13 protein-coding genes are annotated in these 18,062 nt (G+C 69.9%); 6 read left to right on the top strand and 7 right to left on the bottom strand.

Translation table 11 applies throughout. From position 1 onward, the window contains the following. Positions 1–1,023 (bottom strand): SMP-30/gluconolactonase/LRE family protein, encoded by a 1,023-nt coding sequence (locus tag P8A20_RS02540; RefSeq protein ID WP_147960902.1) that lies wholly within the window; start codon positions 1,021–1,023, stop codon positions 1–3. A gap of 211 nt (positions 1,024–1,234) precedes the next feature. Here P8A20_RS02540 and P8A20_RS02535 point away from each other — a divergent pair, with 211 nt between their 5' ends. Then, positions 1,235–3,043 carry a flavin-containing monooxygenase gene (locus P8A20_RS02535; protein ID WP_306102761.1) on the top strand — a complete coding sequence of 603 codons (1,809 nt, stop codon included), beginning with the start codon at positions 1,235–1,237 and terminating at the stop codon, positions 3,041–3,043. Positions 3,044–3,315: 272 nt separating this feature from the next. Then, positions 3,316–4,746: a WGR domain-containing protein gene (locus P8A20_RS02530; protein WP_147960904.1), complete on the top strand. Its 1,431-nt coding sequence runs from the start codon at positions 3,316–3,318 to the stop codon at positions 4,744–4,746. A 60-nt stretch (positions 4,747–4,806) separates the two neighbouring features. On the opposite strand, the gene P8A20_RS02525 is transcribed toward P8A20_RS02530, so the two are convergent. Then, positions 4,807–7,059: a glycoside hydrolase family 3 C-terminal domain-containing protein gene (locus P8A20_RS02525; protein ID WP_147960905.1), complete on the bottom strand. Its 2,253-nt coding sequence runs from the start codon at positions 7,057–7,059 to the stop codon at positions 4,807–4,809. A gap of 306 nt (positions 7,060–7,365) precedes the next feature. Here P8A20_RS02525 and P8A20_RS02520 point away from each other — a divergent pair, with 306 nt between their 5' ends. From P8A20_RS02520 to panD, 4 genes are all read left to right on the top strand, one after another. Further along, the gene (locus tag P8A20_RS02520; protein ID WP_306102760.1) at positions 7,366–8,031 is read left to right on the top strand and encodes a TetR/AcrR family transcriptional regulator; all 666 of its coding nucleotides are present in this window, start codon (positions 7,366–7,368) and stop codon (positions 8,029–8,031) included. A gap of 340 nt (positions 8,032–8,371) precedes the next feature. Continuing rightward, a complete protein-coding gene (locus P8A20_RS02515) occupies positions 8,372–8,548 on the top strand; it encodes a hypothetical protein (protein ID WP_187282225.1) in 177 nt (58 codons plus the stop codon). Positions 8,549–9,153: 605 nt separating this feature from the next. Then, positions 9,154–10,407, top strand: coding sequence for a hypothetical protein (locus P8A20_RS02510; RefSeq protein WP_306102759.1), 1,254 nt, complete (start codon positions 9,154–9,156; stop codon positions 10,405–10,407). Positions 10,408–10,801: 394 nt separating this feature from the next. Beyond that, positions 10,802–11,227, top strand: a complete 426-nt coding sequence (gene panD / locus P8A20_RS02505) for an aspartate 1-decarboxylase (protein ID WP_147960907.1) — start codon at positions 10,802–10,804, stop codon at positions 11,225–11,227. Positions 11,228–11,736: 509 nt separating this feature from the next. On the opposite strand, the gene P8A20_RS02500 is transcribed toward panD, so the two are convergent. From P8A20_RS02500 to gnd, 5 genes are all read right to left on the bottom strand, one after another. Continuing rightward, positions 11,737–13,035, bottom strand: a complete 1,299-nt coding sequence (locus P8A20_RS02500) for a type III PLP-dependent enzyme domain-containing protein (protein WP_147960908.1) — start codon at positions 13,033–13,035, stop codon at positions 11,737–11,739. A 149-nt stretch (positions 13,036–13,184) separates the two neighbouring features. Beyond that, a complete protein-coding gene (locus P8A20_RS02495; protein ID WP_147960909.1) occupies positions 13,185–13,982 on the bottom strand; it encodes a family 1 encapsulin nanocompartment shell protein in 798 nt (265 codons plus the stop codon). Continuing rightward, a complete protein-coding gene (locus P8A20_RS02490) occupies positions 13,979–15,046 on the bottom strand; it encodes a Dyp-type peroxidase (RefSeq protein ID WP_147960910.1) in 1,068 nt (355 codons plus the stop codon). Before P8A20_RS02490 ends, P8A20_RS02495 begins: the two co-directional genes overlap by 4 nt. Positions 15,047–15,202: 156 nt before the next feature. Further along, a complete protein-coding gene (locus tag P8A20_RS02485; protein ID WP_147960911.1) occupies positions 15,203–16,075 on the bottom strand; it encodes an ion transporter in 873 nt (290 codons plus the stop codon). Positions 16,076–16,411: 336 nt separating this feature from the next. Continuing rightward, positions 16,412–17,851, bottom strand: a complete 1,440-nt coding sequence (gene gnd, locus P8A20_RS02480; RefSeq protein ID WP_147960912.1) for an NADP-dependent phosphogluconate dehydrogenase — start codon at positions 17,849–17,851, stop codon at positions 16,412–16,414. Positions 17,852–18,062: the final 211 nt, after the last annotated feature.

Genomic DNA, 18,062 nt, shown 5'->3' with positions numbered 1-18,062 from the left:
TCAGCCTCCGTTGGACTGCCGGGTGCCCTTCGCCAGTGCGTCGAAGGTGTAGAGGTATCCGCCGGCGGGTCCGCTGACAGTCATGTACGCCTTGGTCCCGCCGGGCGTGATCGCCACGTTCGTCGCCGATTCGAGCCCTGCCGCGTGGGCGGGAACCTCGACCGTCGCCAGGCGCTTCCCGTTCCTGTCGTACACGGCCATCGCGGCTCGGCCGTGCAGCCCCTGGTAGAGATTGCCGTCCGCGTCCACGGCGATCGAGTCGGTCTGGGCGATCCCCCCGTCGACGCGGATGGCTGTGTGCTTGGACGTCACTCCTCCCTCGCCGTCGAGATGGAGGTAGGAGATCCGGTTCTGGGTGAGCTCGCTGATCCACAGTCCGCGATAGTCCGCGTCGAACGAGATTCCGTTCGTCGCGGCCAGACCGTCGGCCAGGACGGTGGCCTTCTCGCCTTCACGGCCGATCCGCACAACACGCCCGTGCGCCTTGCCCTCGGACAAGCCGCGCGAGTCGGAGACGTACAGGTTGCCGGCCTCGTCGAAGGCGATGTCGTCGGGGTTCATCTGCGCGCCGTCGACCTTGCCGGTGAAGAAGGTCCGAGGATCGCTGCCGTCCGGGGCCAGGCTCACGACCTCGCCGTGGGCGTAGTCGGACAGGTAGAGGCGGCCGTCGTAGGGGCTGAACTGCGCTGATGTGTAAGCGCCACGGCTGTCGGTGTGGAGGCCGTCGGCTGTCTTCTTTTCGACGTTGACGCGCATCACCTTCGGCTTGCCGGCCGGGGCGGTGACGTCGACGACGATCAGCTTGCCGCTGCTGTCGAAGGTCGGGCCCTCCAGCAGGGTCATCCCGGTTTCCTCGTGCACCTGCGTCAGCTGCATCACCTTGTGCGCGCGGATGGTCCTGTCCGTGCCGGCCGAGCCGGTCCCGGTACCGGGTTCGCGTGTCTCCGTGCCACATCCCGTAAGCGTCAGTGCGCAGATCGCGGCGAGCACGGCAACGGGCCGGACCAGGTGTCGTCGTTGCATGGGGGGAATCACTCTTCCTGTTCGGTCGGGTGCGTCACGTCTGCGGGAGTGGTCGCTCGGAAGACCGCGTCCGCCCGGGTGCGAGGGTGGCTCTGGCCGAAAGTCGACGGACCTCCCGCAACGCAACCGGACATCGTTGTCCGGTTGTTGTTACCGTAGCGGATGGCCGTTCACTCCGGGCGGCCCGACAGGCAGGATTGAGGTCCCCCACATGACGACCCCTCAAGCGTCCGTTCCCGAGGAGATCGCCGAGCTGAGGCAGCGCTATCACCTTGAGCGTGAGCGGCGTGTACGGCCCGACGGTGCCGGCCAATACCTCGACACCGACGCAGAGTTCGGCTATTACGCCGCCGACCCGTACACCGGGGAGCCTGCCGAGCGCGAGCCCCTTCACGACACCGTCGACGTCGCCGTGGTCGGTGGTGGATTCGGGGGCATCCTCGCCGGGGCGCGCATACGGCAGCAAGGCGCGCAGCGTGTGCGGATCGTCGAGAAGGGCGGCGACTTCGGGGGCACCTGGTACTGGAACCGGTACCCGGGCATCCACTGCGACATCGAGTCGCACGTGTACCTGCCGATGCTCGACGAGACCGGATACGTACCGGAGTGGAAGTACGCCCCCGGTGACGAGATCCGCCGCCACGCCGTGCGGATCGCCCGGAAGTTCGACCTCTATCCGGACGCCCTGTTCTCCACCGCTGTCACCTCCCTGACCTGGGACGAGGCTTCGGAGACGTGGATCGTGGCCACCGACCGCGGCGACGCGTTCCGCGCCACCTACGTCGTCACCGCCACCGGCACGCTCTCCGAGCCGAAGCTCCCCGGCATCCCCGGCATCGAGGACTTCAAGGGCCACACCTTCCACACGTCGAGGTGGGACTACGCCTACACCGGAGGTACCCCTGACGGTGGCATGACCGGACTCTCGCAGAAGAGGGTGGGAATCGTGGGTACCGGGGCCACCGGCATCCAGGTCGTTCCCATGCTGGCCGAGGACGCCGGACACGTCTACGTCTTCCAGCGCACCCCCTCGACCGTCGACGTGCGCGCCAACCGCCGCACCAGCGCTGCCGATGTCGGCGCCGACCGCGAAGGCTGGGCACACGAGCGCCGCGAGAACTACCTCCGTATCGTCTCCGGTGAGACGGCCGAGCGGGATCTGGTGGCTGACCGCTGGACCGCGTCGGCAGGCCTCCTGGAGAAGCTCCTTCCCAGCTTCCGCCGGCAGGGCGACCGCGAGGCCTTCGAGGCCGCCTACGAGGTCGCCGACGCGGCCAAGATGAACGAACTGCGAGCCCGGGTCGAGGAGACCGTCGCCGACCCGGACACCGCGGAAGCCCTCAAGCCCTGGTACCGGTACGCCTGCAAGCGCCCCACCTTCTCCGACAAGTACTACCCGGCGTTCAACCGGGGCAACGTCACCCTGGTCGACACCGCGGAAACGCACGGCATCGAGCGCATCACCGAGAACGGCGTCGTCGTCGGCGACACCACCTACGAACTCGACTGCCTGATCTTCGCCACGGGCTTCTCCGTCGGGGCCTCCGGCATCAGCTCCGGCAAGCTCCCCGTGCACGGCCGAGGAGCCGTCCAGATGCTGCACGGGTGGGCGAAGGAGGGGCCCCGCACCCTGCACGGCTTCACCAGCAACGGCTTCCCGAACCTGATCCAGATGGGGTCCCTCCAGAACGCCAGCAGCGTCAACTTCACGCACATCCTCGACGAGCAGGCCGTCCACGCCGCTGCCCTCGTCACGGCAGCCGAAGCCGGGGAGGCCCTGATCGAACCCTCCCGCGAGGCCGAGGACGCCTGGATCGCCGTCCTGGCCGAGGGTGCTCCCGACCACGAGTGGTTCCACGCCGACTGCACCCCCGGCTACTACAACCGTGAAGGGCGCGGCCGGCCGAACGGCCCGATCGCCTACCCCCACGGTGCGTTCGCCTTCCATGAACTCCTGGCGGACTGGCGCGCAGAGTCCATGACCGAGATCCTCCGGGCCAGGACCGCCGCTCGTAGCTAGTCGGGCCGGGGCCCCGGGAGCGGCCGGCGGCGGGTGGCACGCGACAGCTCCTCCTCACCTGCGGCGACGCGTCGACAGCTCTGCCGCACGGATTCGTCGGCCGAGCCCGGGGCCGCGGGTGAGGGGCGCGTACGGGCTGCCACGGGCGACGACCGGTGCAGGGCGCTCTACCGCAAAGTCCGCCCGCATCGATGTCAGTGGTCTCTCGTAGCGTTCTCTCTGTCGAACACGGTGCGAACGGAGTGCCGGTTCATCTCGTCGAGGGGACTGTCATGCCGCGTACCACCACGTATCTGGAGCTGTCGCAGGACGGCGCAGGGGCGCACAAGTTCTACGAGGTGACCGTGGAAGGGGCAGTGGTCTCGGTGCGCTACGGACGCATCGGCGCGGACGGCCAGTCGCAGACCTCCTCCTTCCCCTCGGAGGCGAAGGCGCAGGCCGCGGCAGCCAGGAAGATCGGCGAGAAGGTCCGCAAGGGCTACGCGCCCGCGGTCCGAGGGCAGCGCGCGGCAAGGGCGGTGACGCGCCGCCAGGTCACGTCCGCACCCTCCACCGCCCGCGCCGTGGCGCCCGTGCTGTGGCGCTTCAGGACCGGCGCGGCGGCCTTCGGCATCCATGTCGGCGAGGACCGCTGCTGGGTGGGAAACCAGGCGGGTGACGTCTACACCGTCAGCCACGGCGGTGAGGTCCTGGCACGCTACAAGCTGCCCGACGGCGTCAAGTGCCTGGTGGCCGACGACTTCTGGATCTACGCCGGGTGCGACGACGGCAAGGTGTACGACCTCTCCTCGAAGCTTCCGTTCGCGGCGTACGACATCGCGGCGGACGTGGACATCTTCTGGCTGGACATCCGCGAAGGTGTGCTGAACGTCTCCGACCGCGCCGGGGGCCTGACGGTCATCGACCACGAGGACGAGTACCAGTGGGCGCGCAAGTCCACCGGGGAGCACGGCTGGATGGTGCGCGCCGACGAACGGGCCGTCTACCACGGACACCACCAGGGGGTCACGGCCTACGCGCCGGACGGCTCGGGGGAGATGTGGCACACCCCGACTTCGGGGCAGGTGCTGTTCGGCTGGCAGGAGGAGGAGTCGGTGTACGCGGGCACCGCACGCAACGTCGTACAACGCCTGTCCAAGGCGACGGGCGTGGTGGAGGCGACCTTCCGGTGCGACACCGCCGTGTACGCGTGCGCGACCGCGCCCGGTGGCCGCTTCGTCTTCGCGGGCGACAGCTCCTCGTCGGTGTACTGCTTCGACGCGGACGGCACACGCCTGTGGAAGCTCGGTACGGGCGGCGGTTCGGCGCTGTCCATGCAGTTCTTCGACGACAAGCTGTACATGGTCACCACGGACGGGTCACTGGTGTGCCTCGACGCTAGCCCCGCGGCTGTCGCTGCGGCCCAGCAGGGCACGGTCCCGGTCGCGGCGGACATCAAGTCCGCGGCGGCGCTGCCCACCTACACTCCGGCGACCACGGTCACGACCGTCACCCTGCCGCCTCCCGGCGCGGTGGTCGTGGAGTGTGTCCAGGACGCGGGCAGGCTGCGGGTCCACGTCGTCTCCGACGGCTTCGAGCCGTCGTGGAACGTGCAGTTCCCTCGGGCGATGCGCCAGCCGGGTGCCCGTTACGTGGTCGACGCCCTGCATCCCGCACAGGCGGGGTTCTACCGGGTGCGAGGCGAGATAAGGCGACTGGTCTGACGTGTTGACGGCCCGGGCTCTGTGTGGGGCGCGATCCTGATCGCCCCACACAGGGGTGGGTCAGGCCTGGCCCGTGTTGATCCGCGTGAGGAGCTTGTCCAGGTCGTCGGTCGTCACCGCGCCGCCGGCGAAACTGAGGAGGCGGCCGACGGGGAGGGAGGCCATCATCCTGGCCATGTCGACGCCGAGGGTGTCATTGCCGGCGTCAGCCGCCGGAATCGGCATCAGCGCGCCCAGTGCCTCGGCGGCGCCGGGCGTGGCCATGACCTCACCCAGCGTCGAGTCGAGGGTGAGCGGCAGGACGAACGCGTCTCCGGTCACATCGACCACGGACGTCACGCGGACGTCGCGGCTGGAGGCGGCGGCGCGTACCTCGTAGTCGCCGCCCTCGACGAGCCAGCGCTCGCCTCGGATGTCCCAGTACGCCAGATCCGCGCGGTGCAGTTGTACGGTCACACGCCCGCTCTCGGCCGGGGCGAGGCGGACAACGGCGTGTGCCTTGAGTTCCTGCGGCGGGCGGGCGACGGACGAGTCCGGCTTGGCGACGTAGAACTGGACGACTTCACGGCCGGTCCGCTCGCCTGTGTTGGTGATGGTCACGCTTGCGCTGATGCCCTGGTCGTTCTCCGTCAGATCCAGGTCCGTGTAGGAGAAGGAGGTGTAGGAGAGTCCGTGCCCGAAGGGGAAGGTGACGTCGAGGTCACGCGCCTCGTACCAGCGGTATCCCACGAACAGGCCCTCACCGTAGGTGACATGGCTGTGCTCGCCGGGGAAGTTCAGGTAGGCGGGGGTGTCCTGGATACGGGCCGGGACGGTCTCCGTCAGGCGTGCGGACGGGTTGACCCGACCGAACAGCACGTCGGCGAGCGCACCGCCTCCGGCCTGGCCGAGCAGTGCGCCGTCCATTACGGCCGGTGCGAGGTCTGCGACCGTGGACAGACGGAGCACGCCACCGTGGGACAGGACGACGACGGTGCGCGGCTGGGCGCCGACGACTGCGGCCAGGACGTCCAGCTGTTCTGCGGGGAGTTCGATGTGCTCGCGGTCGAAACCTTCGGATTCCTGGTGGGCGGCAAGGCCGAGGAAGACCACGGCGGTGTCGGCTGCGGCGGCAGCCTGGGCGGCCTCGTGGCACAGGGCTGCGGCGTCGCCACCGCCGTCGGTGGTGAAGCCGGCGGCGTAGGTGATGTCGGTGCCGTCACCCGCAAGCGCGCGGATCTCGTCGAGGGGGATGTCGACGCGGGTCGGGTTCACGTGCGAGCTGCCGCCACCCTGGTAGCGCGGATTCCGCGCGAACTCACCGACGACGGCGAGGGAACGGCCGGCGTCCAGCGGGAGCAGCGTCTGCTCCGCGACCGGATCGTTCTTCAACAGCACGACACAGCGTGCGGCGACCTGGCGGGCCAGCGCGTGGTGGGTCCCGGCGTCGAACGCGGGGACCTGCACGGCCCTGCCCGCTTCCGCCCTCGCCGCGAGCGTGATCATGCGCCCGGCCGCCCGGGCGGCCACCGACGCGTCCAGTTCCCCCGCCTCGACCGAGTCGACGATCTGCTGGTCGGTGGCGCCTCCGCTGCCCGGCATCTCGAGATCGAGACCCGCCGCCACCGCCTTGACGCGGTCCTGGACCGCTCCCCAGTCGCTGACGACAACGCCGTCGAAGCCCCACTCGTCGCGCAGCACCCCGGTGAGCAGCCAGCGGTTCTCCGAGGCGTAGGTGCCGTTGACGCGGTTGTAGGAGCACATCACCGTCCACGGCTGCGCCTGCTGCACCACGTGCTGAAAGGCCCGCAGGTAGATCTCGCGCAGCGGGCGCGGAGCGATGTCGGAGCTTGAGCGCATCCGGTCGTGCTCGGTGTTGTTCGCGGCGAAGTGCTTGAGAGAGGCACCCACGCCCGTGCCCTGCAGACCCCGCACCCAGGAAGCGGCGAGACGGCCGGAGAGGTACGGGTCCTCGGAGTAGTACTCGAAGTTCCGGCCGCATCGCGGGTCCCGTTTGATGTTGACGCCCGGGCCGAGCAGCACGTCGACGCCCAGGGCGCGGCTCTCCACGCCGAGCGCGGCGCCGACCTCGCCGGTCAGCTCCGCGTCCCAGCTCTGCCCCAGGCCGACGGCGGGCGGGAAGCACGTGGCCGGCTCGCTCGCGGCGATCCCGAGGTGGTCGGAAGCACCGACCTGGCGGCGCACGCCGTGCGGACCGTCGGTGAGTACCAGCGACGGGATGTCACCGACCTTCTTGGTGCTCCAGAAGTCGGCGCCGCTGCCCAGGGCAGCCTGCTGTCGCGTCGACAAGGAAGCGGTGTCATGCGTGGTCACGGAGGTCTCCTCGGGTGTAGCGGTGCTCTGCCGGTGAGGGCGGCGTCGGTAGCGGCGGACCCGGAGCGGTTCGCGGCGTGAAAGGACGCGCACGTGGGCCGGAGATGCCCGGGTCGGAGCGTGGGCCGCCCTGCCGTGCGCGGCCCACCGTCGCCTTCGGCGCCGACGACCCCCGGTCAGGTCGGGGCGGCGAAAGGGTCCGCTGTTGCGTTCGGTTCACCTCGTCGACAACGAAAACGGTATGGCATTCGGTTTTCGGTTTCAAGGGTCTCACCAGGAGATTTCGGGTGTCGTAGAGTCGTGTTCATGGCACGACGTGGTTCGTACGCAAAGGGCATCGCCAAGCGCGAGGAGATCCTGGACACCGCTCTCGACATCGTGGCGCGCGTCGGATACAGCCGCACCACCGTGCGTGAGCTCGCCCAGGCCGTCGGGCTGAGTCAGACCGGTCTGCTGCACTACTTCGGCACCAAGGAGCAGCTCTTCGTCGAGATCCTGCGCCGCCGCGACGAGGTCGACCAGCGTGTCTTCGGCGTCTCCGGCGACGGGGCGCGGACCGAGCCGGCCGATCTGCCGCGCGCCTTCACCGCGCTCGTACGTCACAACACCGAGGTCCCCGGCCTCGTCCAGCTCTACTCGCGTCTCTCCTCCGAGGCCGCGGAGCCGGATCATCCCGCCCACGCCTTCTTCCGTGACCGTTACGACCAGGCCCGTTCCGAAGTCGCCACCTTCGTCCGCGAACAGCAGGCCGCCGGCTCGCTACGGGCCGGGCTGGACCCGGAGCGACTGGCGGTCATGCTGTTCGCGCTGATGGACGGGTTGCAGGCGCAGTGGATGTACAACCCGGAGATAGACATGGCGGAGCAACTCGGTCACTTCTGGGAGCTGGTGGCGAATGGACCCGGCAAGGAAGAGGTCGGGTCCGCGCCGCCCACGGAACCGGCAGCGAACAACTCGGGGGACCAGCGCTGAACCGGTGGCCCCTTCGCTTGCGGGAACGCCCTCCCGGCGGTCTCCGTGCCCGGCGTCGGCCGTACCGCCGCTTCGAACTCCTGGCGCGTCGAGCCGGCCAGGACAGGTGCGGGGCGGCCTGTGACACCACCCCGTCTCCGACCTTGGTCCTCTCCTCCCGCGACCGGTGATGGGGGCCACTGTCGGACCTCATGGACCTCATGTCCGAAGGCAGTTCATCTTTCGGCCCGGACCCGGTCCGGCATCGGGGGAGCAGCCATCTCTGCCGCGTCCCGGCAATGAGCTGGAGCGGCGCGAGTGGCAGGATCCGGGCATGGAGTGGAGTTTCAACGTTTTCGAGATGACTCCGGACACACGCGGCACGATCGAGGTCTCGCACAGCGAGTACGAGGCCGTCCTCGAGAGCGATCAGCGGTTCATGCTCGCGATCCCAGGCCTCCTCCTCGCCGGGGCCGCATATGTGGTCCTCGCGGCAGGGGAGTTGCGCCGGGCGGATGCCGGGTTCAGATCTTCGTAGCCGGTGCAGGTCCGAGGACTCCGGCTTGCGGCTTCGCCGCCTTGCCCAGCTCCCCGCCCACCCGGGCGAAACTCCTCACCGGCCGCAGGTCGACACCAGCCCGACCAAGACCCCGGCCGGCCGCACCAGTGAACGCAACGCCCCCGGCAGCGGCGCCACGGCCTGCCGGCCCCGACCCGCGCACCATCGACGCCCTGATCAGCGGCCCGAACGGGACTACCTTCCCGAGCGTCGGGAAGGGCTTGGCCGCACTCGGCTTCGACGGTGTCTTCGCCGGAGATTCGTCGGCGGAAGCGGGCGAGGGAGTCCAGGATCTCTTGGGCTGTCTGGTCCAGACAAACGGCTTGGGGTCCTTGATTCGGCCCGTAGCAGTCCGAAGTCCGCGCCACGTCGGCCGTGCGAACTGTGTCGGGCCCGTGAAGGCATCACCGTCGCTCCATCTCCGCGAGGCTGCCCTGCTCCCCGAACGCGTGTACCCGACAGATATCCTCCTCGGACAGTTGGTGGCGAGCGGGGAGGCGGTCCGCCACTGTTGCCCAGCGACTCGGTTGCCCGGCCGCCGGGCCGCGCGGATCGCCAGGACAGCCCCCGAGAGGACGGGCGAGATGGCGGACGAACCGGAGAGCTCCAAGATGGTCAACTCTGTGCCGGAGACCCCCGAGGTGGATGGGCCCCTACGGCAGGCCCCCGCCCCCCGGCCTTCCGCGCCGGAGAGCCCGGGCCGGATGCGCCGGTTGTCCCGTAGCCGGAGTGGCATCGCTGTCATCGGCGCGCTCGTCGGGGCGCTGCTGGCGTCAGGTGTCATGGCGTGGCGCTCCGATGAACTGCCCTTCATGGCGCGGGACGTGTGCTGGGGTTCGCTCTCGCCCGATGTCGTGCACGCGCTGTTCTCGGACACGGACGTCCGCAGCCGTGAGTTGCCGCTGCGCCGGGCCACGGAGGACCAGATGCACACGGAGTGCAGCATGCAGGGGTTCGGGGCCGACGAGCTGGAGTCCGAGGTCACAGCGTCGGTGCGGACGCTGGGCGAATTGCGAGGCGCGCAGGCGTGGAGCTGGACCGAGGAGTACCTCTCCTCCCGTATGACGCCGCTCGGCGAGGGGATAACCGGCATGGCTTCCTCCACCCGGGCTTGGGTGGCGCTGCCCGCGAGTTGTGAGGAACGGTCGTACGAGTCGGGCGAGAAGCCGCCGTTGCGGGTGGTCACCCTTGCCTCGGAAGCGGCTGACCCTGAGGGCCAGAACGTGGTCGACGCGCGGCGGGGCCTCGACTCGATGTCCCGCGCGGTCGTGCGGTTGGCCAACGGGGTCATGGAACGATACGGCTGTGACGGCCCGTACTCCGACCCGCCGACGCTCCGCCGCGCCCCGGAGGGCAACGAGCTGCCGGACGTCGACGCCGACCGGCTCTGCGGGATCCAGGGCGTGCGGCTGCCCAGGTGGGCCGAGGGGCCCGATGCGGAGGTCGTAGGCATCACGCCGGGCACGAAGCCGGGCCCGTCCTCCGCGGAGGGAATCTGGGCGTGCGACGTGCGCCAGCCCTTCGGCCCGAACAGGCTCCGGCTGATGACCGTGGCGGACCCGGAGCTGGCCGGCGTTGTCTCCCGGGTGCTCGGAAACCGGGCCACGCGTCTGGGTGGTGAGGGGCAGGGCGCCTACGCGGGCGGCCTGAGCGTCTACGCGGCGGACTGCCGGTCCGGGCGGGTCGCGTTCGTCGCGTATGAGCCGGGGAAGGAAAGCGAGTCGCACGCCGACAAGTCACTCGCCCTTGCCGTTCTGCCGTCGTACGTCAAGGCGGAAGCAAAGCGCGTCGGCTGCGGCGATATGAACGTGAAGGTGCCCAGTAACCTCGCGCCGTGAGGGTGGCGGTCGGTAGCCGGTGAGCCAGGACATGGTGCGTTCGATGCCCCATCGTCGGCGGCCTGACAAGCAGCCGCGCTGCCTCGAAGGCTATTGCGGAGACACACTTCGCGGGCGTCAGGGCCGTCACCCTGCTGTCGGGGTGACGGTGATCACGGGCGCCTGGGGGGGGGAGCACTACGTAGGCCTGCGCGGGCCGTCAGGGTAGAGGCCAGGGGAGCGGGCGAGGCCCCTGTCGGTGCCTGATGAAGCATCAGACAAGTCGGCAAGTGGTCAGCATGGGTCCTGAAAACCCCGGGGACAGCTGCCTGGACTTGCGACTCGTTGTAGAGTGTGAGAACAGCACTTGACCTGCAAAAACGCAGGCAGGGAGCCTATGTCCAGGAGTACTTCGATGATGCGCACCATGTTCAAGTCCAAGATCCACAGGGCCACCGTGACCCAGGCCGACCTGCACTACGTGGGTTCCGTGACGGTCGACGCCGACCTGATGGACGCGGCGGATCTGCTTCCCGGTGAGCTCGTCCACATCGTGGACATAGACAACGGCTCCCGCCTTGAGACCTACGTCATCGAGGGGGAGCGCGGCTCCGGCGTCATCGGGATCAACGGTGCCGCCGCCCACCTCGTGCACCCCGGTGACCTGGTCATTCTCATCAGCTACGCCCAGGTCGACGACGCCGAGGCGCGTGCTCTCGTGCCGAGCGTCGTGCACGTCGACGCGGAGAACCGGATCGTCGCCCTCGGAGCCGACCCGTCCGCGCCTGTGCCCGGTACGCGCACCGAGCGCAGCCCGCAGGCGGTCCCCGCACGGAGCTGATCCGCGGAGGTCGCACCCCTGTCGTGCGGGTCCGGCCGTGCCTCCCGGGCAGGTGGGAGGCACGGCCGTGCAGCTCTCCGTAGCAGGAGTCACAGTAGGTACGTATGGACTCGGCAGGCGAGGGCAGCCGCACGGGGAGACGGTGGAGATGAGATCCACTCGTCCGGATCCGCTCATCCGGATCCACCCGTCGCGTTCGTGTTGGAGGACCGAGATGACGCACCCGAATCCCGACCCCGTACCGCCCGCGCCGACGCCCCCGCCCGTGCCGGGGCCGCCGACCCCCGTGCCTTCGCCGCCCCCCGTTCCGCCGGGCCCGGTGCCGCCCGGCCCCGCGCCCGACCCCATTCCGCAGCCGCCGAACCCGAGCCCCGAGCCGGTACCCGAGCCGGAGCCCGCGCCTGCGCCTGCCGGCTGACCGGGAGCCCTGGCCCGCGCCTGCCGGCTGATCGGGAGCCCTGGCCTGCGCCTGCCAGGCTGGCCGGGAAAGCGCCCCTACGGCTCGGCCCTTACGACAGCCCCTGCGCCTGTGCCCGCAGGTCCCTCAGCGCGTCGGCGTGGCGCAGTCCGCTCTCCGCCGCCACGGAGTCCAGCGACTGCGCCTCGCGCACGAGGGCGAGGCGCAGGGCGCCGGTGCCGCCCGCGAAGCCGTACACCGCCGGCCGGGGCAGGCTGTTGTAGGCCCACGGGGTCGAGAAGTAGTACGCGCCCGTGTCGTACAGGGCCACGAAGTCGCCTTCGTGGAGTTCGGGCAGTTCACGGGCGTGGGCCACGATGTCTCCGGCGAAGCAGCACGGCCCCGCGATGTCCTGGACCATCGTCCGCCCGCTCCGGGGGCGGCCTTGCCCGTCGAAGGCGCCGACCCGTAGCGGCCAGGCGTCGGGCATGAACACCGTGCGGGTGGCGATCTGCGCCCCCGCGTGGGTGAGTGCGATGCGGCGCCCGCCGGCCTCCTTCGTGTACTCGACCCGCGCCCCGATGAAACCGTTCTTCGCGAGCAGGGACCGGCCGAACTCGGTGACCAGGTCGTAACGCCCGTCGAACAGGCCCGGAGCCGCGGCGCGGAGCGCCGTCACGTAGTCCGCGAAGGCGGGGCGGACCTCGTCGTCGGAGAAGTTGACCGGCAGGCCGCCCCCGATGTCGATCCCGGTGATGCGGCGCGTGCCCAGCACCTCGTTGATCTCCTCGGCGAGCCGGTACGTCTCCGCGATGCCCGCGGCGATGAGCTCCAGCGAGCAGCCCTGCGAGCCGACGTGGGCGTGCAGTCTGGTCAGCCAGGGACGCTCGGCGAAGGTCTGGACGACGTGCTCCCGCGCTCCGGGGTCGCGCAGGGCCACGCCGAACTTCGAGGTAGCCGTCGCCGTGCTCATGGCGCCGATCGAACCACCTCCCACCTGCGGGTTCACCCGCAGCCCGAGGACGGACGGCGAGCCGGGCGAGCGGAGCTCCTCGATGCGCCGGATCTCACCGAAACTGTCCGCGTTCACGGCGACACCGAGTGCCAGTGCCAGCCTCAGTTCGGCCCGGGTCTTGGCGGGCGAGTCCAGGACGATGCGCGCCGGGGGAAATCCCGCCTCCACCGCGAGCCTCAGTTCGCCCGGGCTCGCCACCTCGCAGCCCATGCCGCAGTCGGCGAGCAGCCGCAGCACGGGGACCAGAGAGGCGGCCTTCGCAGCGAACGTGTGCAGCACGCGTGCGCCCGGCTCGGCGGCGAAGGCGTCCCGCAGCGCGTCCACGGAGTCGCGTATGCCGTCGGCGTCCAGGAAGCCCGCAAGGGGACGCTGCTCGCTGAGCAGCCCTTCCGCCACCGCGAGACGGAGTGCCTCGGCGAATCTGGCGGAACGCGCCGGGCGGAGTGGGCCCTGGGCTGCCGCGGAGGACTGCGGCGGCGTGCTGCTGGTGTCGTTGATGGGAGCCTCGCAGGTCGGCTTGACGGGAGCCGCGCGGGTCGGCGCTTTCAGGCGATCAGGGACACGACGGCCTCGGGGGTCAGCATCCGGAAGGTGAACGCCTGGTGGAAGTAGAGACGGATGCTCGTCGCGTCGTGGTCCAGATATCCGATGGACAGGTCCTGCCCCAGGCACAGCTCGAAGTCGCCGCCGCGCGTGGACAGCAGGACCCCGCCCTTCACGGCCGGCGCCCACAGGATCGGTTCGTCGAGCTGCCGGGCCAGATGGGTGGCGACCGGATAGCCGTGGTCGGAGGTCTCGGTCGCCTCGGTGAACGCGTCAGCCCCCAGCAGCAGCCGGTACGGCCCGTCGACGCCTGCCAGCCGCAGCCGGGTGAGGGCCTGGCTCACCGCGGTCGGATAGTCCCGCGCGTCCGCGGGCAGTGGCAGCGGGGGGTGCGAGGAGCCGTCCCGCAGACCCGTGATGCCGGCTGCCGGATACCCGTCGATGACGGCCATGTCCTCGGCGAACGCACAGGTGCGGGCCGCGTCCTTGACCGGCTGCCAGTCGCTGTCCTCCGAGCCGCGTTCCACGTCGTCGACGGCCGCCCTGGTCACCGTGAAGGGGACACGCCACTCGATGACGGGTGTCGCCGTGCGGGCGCGGGCGATCACGTCGGGCGTGGGCGGATCGATGTCGCGCAGATGACCGTCGCCGATCGCCGACAGTCCCGGTCCTTGAGGGTCGCTGACGTCGATGACCCGGCGCGCGGCCACATGGCGGCTGAAGGTGCGTCGCGCCTCCTCCTCGATCTGGTCCCAGGCGGCCTCGGTGACGGGGGCGAGTTCACGGTGCAGATTGTTCATCGCGGGGCACTTTCCTTCAGGCTGCCGATGTGCAGCGAACCGTCGCGCGCCCCGGCGGGAGCCGACGGACGCTGCTCCGAGGCCTGCGGCTCCGGAACAGCCTTGGCCACAGCAGTGGGCGGCGGTGGAGGGGAGTCCAGGAAACCGGCCGTGGGGGCGTGGAAGAGCGAGCCCGTGACCGCCGTGGAGAAGTCGAGGATCCGGTCGTGGGTGCCGGGCGGGCTGCCCAGGAACATGTTGCGCAGCATCTGTTCGGTGACCCCGGGGTCGGCCGCGTAGCCGATGAAGTACGTGCCGAACTCGCCCTGTTCGAAGCTGCCGAACGGCATGTTGGCGCGCAGGATGTCCCGTTCGGTGCCGTCGTCCTCGGTGATGGTGTTCAGGGCGACATGCGAGTCGGCGGGCTTGACGTCGTCGGCGAGCTCGATGTCGGTGAACTTCGTACGGCCGATGATCCGCTCCTGCTGCTCGGTGCTCACCCCGTTCCAGCCGGCCAGGTCGTGCAGGTACTTCTGCACGTGGACATAGCTGCCGCCCTCGAACGCGGGATCCTCCGGGCCGACCAGGGCCGCCGCCCTCGCCTCGTCGCCCACCGGGTTCTCCGTGCCGTCGACGAAACCGAGCAGATCCCGGTGGTCGAAGTAGCGGAAGCCATGGACCTCGTCCACGATCCTCACCGTGCCGTCGAGCCGCCCGAGGAGCTGGGAGGCCCACTCGAAGCAGACGTCCATCCGTTCCGCGCGGACATGGAACAGCAGATCGCCGGGTGTGGCCGGCGCACGGTGGACAGGGCCCCGCAACTCCTGGAAGGGATGCAGACGGGACGGTCTGGGACCGGCGAACAGACGGTCCCAGGCTTCCGAGCCGAAGCCCGTCACACAGGCGAGCCCGGCGTCAGGGACCCGGAAACCGATCGATCGTGCGAACGCCGCGAGATCGGGCAGTACATCGCGTACGGCGGATTCACCGCCCGGCTCGATCGTCGCGACCAGTACCACCGCGGCACTGGTCAGCGGCGCCACGACGGGCTGGACCACAACTGGTTCCGGTACGGCGTCGGACATGCGCGCACTCCGTGGGTGGTGGACGTGGCTCCCTGCCACTTATCCACATCACGCTCCGGGCCGCACGCGGCCCGGTCCGGCCGGGCGACAGGAGCAGGGGCGGACCGGGCCCCAGGCCCCGTAGCGTCACTTCTCCGTGCACGAAGGGGGACAGCTTCAGCGTCGGGTCGGCGCCGAAGGCTCCAGGCCGGCTTCGAGCTCGTCCAGTGTCCGGCGTGCGTCGGCGATCCGAGCCCGTAGTGCCGCGTTCGCGTCCTCCGTGGGCGTCGGTTGCGCGGGGACAGGACGGTCCCGCTCGGCTTCGAGGTCGCTCGCCTCCTGCAGGGAGTTGATGACAACACCGATGAGGAGGTTGACCAGCACGAACGATCCGAGCAGGACGAAGGAGGCGAAGTAGACGATGGACCAGCGGGAGATCTCCAGCCCGGCCCGGACCGCGTCACCGAGGCCGTCGAGGGTCATGAGGAGGAAGAGAGTGAGGACGGCGCGACCGAGGGACCCGTAGTGCTCGGGATCGTCATCGGCGAAGAAGACCCAGCCGACCATGGCGTACACGTACAGCAGGAGTGCCCCGACGAGCAGGAAGCTCAGTGTGCCGGGCAAGCTCTTGCCGACGGCGACGATCACGATGCGCAGCTGGGGAAGGAAGCGCGCGGCGCGCAGCACCCGGGCCAGGCGCAGGAGCCGGAGCACGGTGGCGTTCTCGCGGGCGAACGGCATGAAGGCCGTGGTGACGACGAGCAGGTCGAAGGTGTTCCACGGGTCGCGGAAGAAGTCTCCGGGGCGGTCGGCGTGGGCGGCGGCGCGCAGCAGGATCTCGGCGGTGAAGGCGACGAGGAAGACGTGCTCGGCAGCCTTCAGGGCCGCGTGCCACTGATGTACGACGCCGGTATAGGTTTCGATGCCCAACAGCGCGGCGTTGGTTGCGATGAGGCAGAACACGGTGGCTGTGAACGCGCTGGAGTCGACGATGCGCCGGCTGTGTTCGGCGAGCCTGCGCCGTAACCGCGCGGCGGTCCGTTCGGACATGGGGTGAGTCGTTTCCTCGCAGACCTGCTCCTGCTTTCCAACAGATGTGGATCTTAGAGGATGTTGGTGTCGGACCGGACTCTCGGCCAGGTTCTGGTCGCTCCGGCCCTGTCCTCGCAAGCAGGAATCAGTGACCCGCTCGGCGTCGGGGCCCGGGGCGGCCCCGACCGGCTGCGGGGATGCCGGCGGAAGGCGCGGTCGGCGGTGGGGCGGGCGGGCCGGGCCGGTACTGCGCACCCGTCGTGGGCAGCACCGGCCCGGACGCGGCCCAGGGTTCAGCGCCGACGTCCCAAGACTTCGGCCGAGCCGCCGTCGCCACCACCCTCGATGAATGTCTCAGCTCTCGACTTCGGTCTTGTCGCCGCCCCAGAGGGTGTGGAACGTGCCGTCACGGTCGACGCGGTGGTAGGTGTGTGCGCCGAAGTAGTCGCGCTGGCCCTGGGTGAGGGCGGCGGGGAGGCGTTCGGCGCGCAGCGAGTCGTAGTAGGCGAGGGTGGTGGCGAAGGCGGGGGTGGGGACGCCCTGGGTGACGGCGGTGGCGATCACGCTGCGCCAGTCGTCCTGCGCTGCGGCGATCTCCTCGGCGAAGCTCTTGTCGGAGAGGAGGCTCGGCATCCGGGGCTGGGCTTCGTAGGCGCTGGTGATCCTGTCGAGGAACGCGGCCCGGATGATGCATCCGCCCCGCCAGATCGCGGCGACCTTGCCGAGGTCGATGTTCCAGTCGTACTGCTCGCTGCCGGCCGCGATCTCGTGGAAGCCCTGGGTGTAGGCGACGATCTTCGAGGCGTACAGCGCCTGCTCGACCTGGTCGGCGAAGGCTGCCGCCTCGTCCTTGCCGAGTGTGCGGGCGGTCGGCCCCGCCAGGTGGCGTGAGGCGTCACGGAGGGCTGCGTGACCGGATACCGAGCGCGCGAAGACGGCCTCCGCGATGCCGGACACGGGAACGCCCAGGTCGAGGGCGATCTGCACGGTCCAGCGGCCGGTTCCCTTCTGCTCCGCCTGGTCGAGCACCACATCCACGAAGGGCTTTCCGGTAGCCGCATCGGTATGGGAGAGCACTTCCGCGGTGATCTCGATGAGGTAGGAGTCCAGGCGCCCGGTGTTCCAGGTGCGGAAGATGTCCGCGATCTGCGCGGGGGAGTAACCGGCCACGTCACGGAGCAGCTGGTACGCCTCACCGATGAGCTGCATGTCCGCGTACTCGATACCGTTGTGAGCCATCTTCACGAAATGCCCGGCGCCGTCCGGCCCGATGTGCGTGACACACGGAGCACCGTCCTTGGCCTTCGCGGAGATCTGCTCCAGCATCGGGCCGAGTGAGTCGTAGGACTCCTTGCTGCCGCCCGGCATGATGCTCGGTCCGTCGAGCGCGCCTTCCTCCCCGCCGGAGATGCCGGTGCCGACGAAGTGAAGGCCCTGCTCACGCAGCTCCTGCTCCCGGCGCCGCGTGTCCGCGAAGTGCGCGTTGCCTCCGTCGATGATCACATCGCCGGGTTCCAGGAGAGGTGCGAACTCCGCGATCACCGCGTCCGTGGCATCTCCGGCCTTCACCATGACGACCAGGCGTCGTGGCTTTTCCAGGGCTGCCACGAAGTCCTCGGCGCTTTCGGCCGCGATGAAATCACCCTCGTCGCCGAACTGTTCGACGAGCTCGTGGGTACGTGCGGCCGTGCGGTTGTGCAGAGCGACCGTGTACCCGTTGCGCGCGAAGTTGCGGGCAAGGTTGCGTCCCATGACGGCGAGTCCTGTGACACCGATCTGCGCTGTGCTGCTCATTGTGGCTCTGCCCACTTCCGGTCTCGTGGTCCTCGGCAGTTCGACCGACCGCCAGGATGGAACGCGCTGCCGACCTTACGAGGTGCGGACGACCGCGGGCCGGGAGGCGCTCACTGTGTCGCCACTGTTCCCCGGATGGGCGTCGGCAATCCGAGGCCGTCCGGGCCGTCCGGTGGTCCGGTGGTCCGCGGCCGGCGGCGTGGCGGTTCGC

This window comes from Streptomyces sp. Alt3 (assembly GCF_030719215.1).
Lineage (GTDB): Bacteria > Actinomycetota > Actinomycetes > Streptomycetales > Streptomycetaceae > Streptomyces > Streptomyces glycanivorans.
This window is presented reverse-complemented; position numbering and strand designations above follow the sequence as displayed.

What these genes read in the sequence shown, in the direction of transcription:
- P8A20_RS02540 (WP_147960902.1), bottom strand. Translation starts at nt 1,023, where the DNA reads ATGCAACGACGACACCTGGTCCGGCCCGTTGCCGTGCTCGCCGCGATC.
- P8A20_RS02535 (WP_306102761.1), top strand. Translation starts at nt 1,235, where the DNA reads ATGACGACCCCTCAAGCGTCCGTTCCCGAGGAGATCGCCGAGCTGAGG.
- P8A20_RS02530 (WP_147960904.1), top strand. Translation starts at nt 3,316, where the DNA reads ATGCCGCGTACCACCACGTATCTGGAGCTGTCGCAGGACGGCGCAGGG.
- P8A20_RS02520 (WP_306102760.1), top strand. Translation starts at nt 7,366, where the DNA reads ATGGCACGACGTGGTTCGTACGCAAAGGGCATCGCCAAGCGCGAGGAG.
- P8A20_RS02515 (WP_187282225.1), top strand. Translation starts at nt 8,372, where the DNA reads ATGACTCCGGACACACGCGGCACGATCGAGGTCTCGCACAGCGAGTAC.
- P8A20_RS02510 (WP_306102759.1), top strand. Translation starts at nt 9,154, where the DNA reads ATGGCGGACGAACCGGAGAGCTCCAAGATGGTCAACTCTGTGCCGGAG.
- panD (WP_147960907.1), top strand. Translation starts at nt 10,802, where the DNA reads ATGATGCGCACCATGTTCAAGTCCAAGATCCACAGGGCCACCGTGACC.
- P8A20_RS02495 (WP_147960909.1), bottom strand. Translation starts at nt 13,982, where the DNA reads ATGAACAATCTGCACCGTGAACTCGCCCCCGTCACCGAGGCCGCCTGG.
- P8A20_RS02490 (WP_147960910.1), bottom strand. Translation starts at nt 15,046, where the DNA reads ATGTCCGACGCCGTACCGGAACCAGTTGTGGTCCAGCCCGTCGTGGCG.
- P8A20_RS02485 (WP_147960911.1), bottom strand. Translation starts at nt 16,075, where the DNA reads ATGTCCGAACGGACCGCCGCGCGGTTACGGCGCAGGCTCGCCGAACAC.
- gnd (WP_147960912.1), bottom strand. Translation starts at nt 17,851, where the DNA reads ATGAGCAGCACAGCGCAGATCGGTGTCACAGGACTCGCCGTCATGGGA.